General features: G+C 73.1%; 3 protein-coding genes. 2 read left to right on the top strand and 1 reads right to left on the bottom strand.

All coding sequences use genetic code 11. The annotated features are described in order from the left end of the window. Window positions 1–112: NAD(P)-binding domain-containing protein (locus H5J30_RS36940; RefSeq protein WP_181789405.1), on the bottom strand; the 112-nt coding region annotated here is incomplete at its 3' end. A 239-nt stretch (window positions 113–351) separates the two neighbouring features. Between H5J30_RS36940 and H5J30_RS23730 the strand changes: the two genes are divergently transcribed. Then, entirely contained in the window at window positions 352–2,058 is a 1,707-nt protein-coding gene (locus H5J30_RS23730; protein WP_181789404.1) for a glycerol-3-phosphate dehydrogenase/oxidase, read from the top strand. Between the two features lie 233 nt (window positions 2,059–2,291). Further along, window positions 2,292–3,188, top strand: an 897-nt coding sequence (locus H5J30_RS23725; protein ID WP_181789403.1) for a serine/threonine-protein kinase, incomplete at its 3' end; no start/stop codon positions are given.

The raw sequence follows: 3,188 nt of genomic DNA, 5'->3' as shown, positions 1-3,188 counted from the left end.
CGGCGCGCGGGTCGGGGTCGTATCCGACGACGGAGAAGCCGGCCGCCGCCGCGGCCTGGGCGAGCGGCAGGCCGTGGTGGCCGAGTCCGATGACGGCGACGTCTGCGGGCATGTCTGCGGGGGGTCCTTCCCGACGGTCCCGGGGCGCCGGGCCCGGGGTGGGTAGAGGCTCTTGTCAGGCTACGGGCATATATGACTGTTATTCAGTATTGGGCGCTTGGTGATGCCTGTGGCGCGGCGGCCGCGCGGTGCCGCCGTGGCGCCGCACGGTGGCTGTACGGCGCGGGTGCCGACAGAATCGGACGTGGGCACGTGGACTGCCGCAACGGGGCGACAGGACAGGAGGCATCCGTGAAGACAGCGGTACTGGGGCCGGCCGAGCGCGGCGCGGCCCTCGCGCAGATGGCCGAGCGCGAACTGGACGTGCTGGTCGTCGGCGCCGGCGTGGTCGGCGCGGGCACGGCGCTGGACGCGGCGACCCGCGGGCTGGCCACCGGGCTGGTCGAGGCGCGGGACTGGGCGTCGGGCACGTCGAGCCGGTCGAGCAAGCTCATCCACGGCGGGCTGCGCTATCTGGAGATGCTGGACTTCACCCTCGTCCGCGAGGCGCTGAAGGAGCGCGGGCTGCTCACCGAGCGCCTGGCGCCGCACCTGGTCAAGCCGGTGCCGTTCCTCTACCCCCTCAAGCACCGGGCCTGGGAGCGGGCGTACGCGGGCTCCGGCGTGCTGCTGTACGACGTCATGTCCGTCTCCCGCGAGCACGGCCGCGGCATGCCCGCGCACCGCCACCTCTCCCGCTCGCACGCGCTGCGCGTCGCGCCGTGCCTGCGCAAGGACGCGCTCGTGGGCGCGCTGCAGTACTACGACGCGCAGGTCGACGACGCGCGCTACGTCGCCACGCTCGTGCGCACCGCCGCGCAGTACGGGGCGCAGGTCGCCAACCGCGCGCGGGTGGTGGGCTTCCTGCGCGAGGGCGAGCGCGTCGTCGGCGCGCGGGTGCACGACCTGGAGCAGGGCGGGGAGTTCGAGGTACGGGCGCGGCAGGTCGTCAACGCCTCCGGCGTGTGGACGGACGAGACGCAGGCGATGGTCGGCGAGCGCGGGCAGTTCCACGTGCGGGCGTCGAAGGGCATCCACCTCGTCGTACCGAAGGACCGCATCCACTCCGCCACCGGCCTCATCCTGCGCACCGAGAAGAGCGTGCTCTTCGTCATCCCCTGGGGCCGGCACTGGATCATCGGCACCACGGACACCGACTGGGACCTCGACAAGGCCCACCCGGCGGCCTCCTCCGCCGACATCGACTACCTGCTGGAGCACGTCAACTCCGTGCTCGCGGTGCCGCTGACGAGGGACGACGTCGAGGGCGTGTATGCGGGCCTGCGGCCGCTGCTCGCCGGCGAGTCGGACGCGACCAGCAAACTGTCGCGCGAGCACACCGTGGCGCACCCGGTGCCCGGGCTCGTCGTGGTCGCGGGCGGCAAGTACACGACGTACCGCGTGATGGCCAAGGACGCCGTCGACGAGGCCGTGCACGGGCTCGACCAGCGCGTCGGGCCGTGCGTCACCGAGGAGGTGCGGCTGCTCGGCGCGGAGGGGTACCGGGCGCTGTGGAACGCGCGGGCGCGGACGGCGGCGCGCACGGGGGTGCACGTCGTGCGGGTGGAGCACCTGCTGAACCGGTACGGGTCGCTGGCGGAAGAGGTGCTGGAGCTGATCGAGCGGGACCCGTCGCTGGGCCAGCCGCTCACGGGCGCGGACGACTACCTGCGCGCGGAGGTCGTGTACGCGGCCTCCCACGAGGGCGCGCGCCACCTCGACGACGTGCTGACGCGGCGTACCCGGATCTCCATCGAGACCTTCGACCGCGGTACGCAGTGCGCCGCCGAGGCCGCCGGGTTGATGGCGCCGGTGCTGGGCTGGGACCCGGACCAGGTCGAGCGCGAGGTCGCGCACTACGAGAAGCGGGTCGAGGCGGAGCGCGAGTCGCAGCGGCAGCCGGACGACCAGACGGCCGACGCGGCGCGGCTGGGGGCGCCGGAGATCGTGCCGCTGTAGCCGGCTGAGGTTACTGGTGTGCGCGGCGGTCGCCGGCGTGTCCCTTTGTAGGCGCAGTAGGCGCAGTAGGCGCATGTATGCATGCGCGCCAGGGGTCTTGGGAAAGGAGAACGCCGCAGATCGGGCCGGTCACCGCGGAAGATCGATCACGGGAAACCTCGCCCGGCGGGCAGGGGTGTCCGTGCGATAAGACACAATGGAGGTCCTGCCGGGGTGAATCGCTGAGGGGATCGATGGGGCGCGAAGGGGACGGCGCGACGGGTCGGCTGGTAGCCGGCCGCTATCGGCTCGGGGAGGTGCTCGGCCGCGGTGGCATGGGCACCGTCTGGCGTGCCACGGACGAGGTACTGGGCCGCGCGGTGGCGGTCAAGGAGCTGCGCCTTCCCACCAGTGTGGACGAGGACGAGAAGCGCCGCCTCATCACGCGAACGCTCCGCGAGGCCAAGGCGATCGCCCGGATCAGGAACACCGGTGCGGTCACGGTCTACGACGTCGTGGACGAGGACGACCGCCCGTGGATCGTCATGGAGCTCATCGAGGGCCGCTCGCTCTCCGACCTCACCCGCGACGACGGCCCGCTGACCCCGCGGCGCGCCGCCGAGGTCGGCCTCGCCGTCCTCGACGTGCTGCGCTCCGCGCACCGCGAGGGCATCCTGCACCGCGACGTGAAGCCGTCCAACGTGCTCATCTCCGACGACGGCCGCGTCGTGCTCACCGACTTCGGCATCGCGCAGGTCGAGGGCGATCCGTCCATCACCACGACGGGCATGCTCGTCGGCGCCCCGTCGTACATCTCGCCCGAGCGCGCCCGCGGCCAGAAGCCGGGCCCCGCGTCCGACCTGTGGTCGCTCGGCGGGCTGCTGTACGCGGCGGTGGAGGGCCACCCGCCGTACGACCTGGGGTCGGCCATCGCCACGCTGACCGCGGTGATGACCAAGCCCATCGACCCGCCCAAGAACGCCGGTCCGCTGGAAGACAGCATCTACGGGCTGCTGCGCAAGGACCCCGGCGAGCGGCTCGACGACGCGGGCGCGCGGGCGTTGCTGCGCGCGGTCGTCGACGCACCGGAGGACGAGCCGGGCGGGCCCTCGGCGGCGACGGCGCCGACGAAGATGGTGCCGCTGCCGGTG

The organism is Streptomyces phytophilus (genome assembly GCF_013870535.1).
Classification (GTDB): Bacteria; Actinomycetota; Actinomycetes; order Streptomycetales; family Streptomycetaceae; genus Streptomyces; species Streptomyces phytophilus.
The sequence above is the reverse complement of the archived record's forward strand: the minus strand, read 5'-3'. Positions and strand labels throughout refer to the sequence as shown.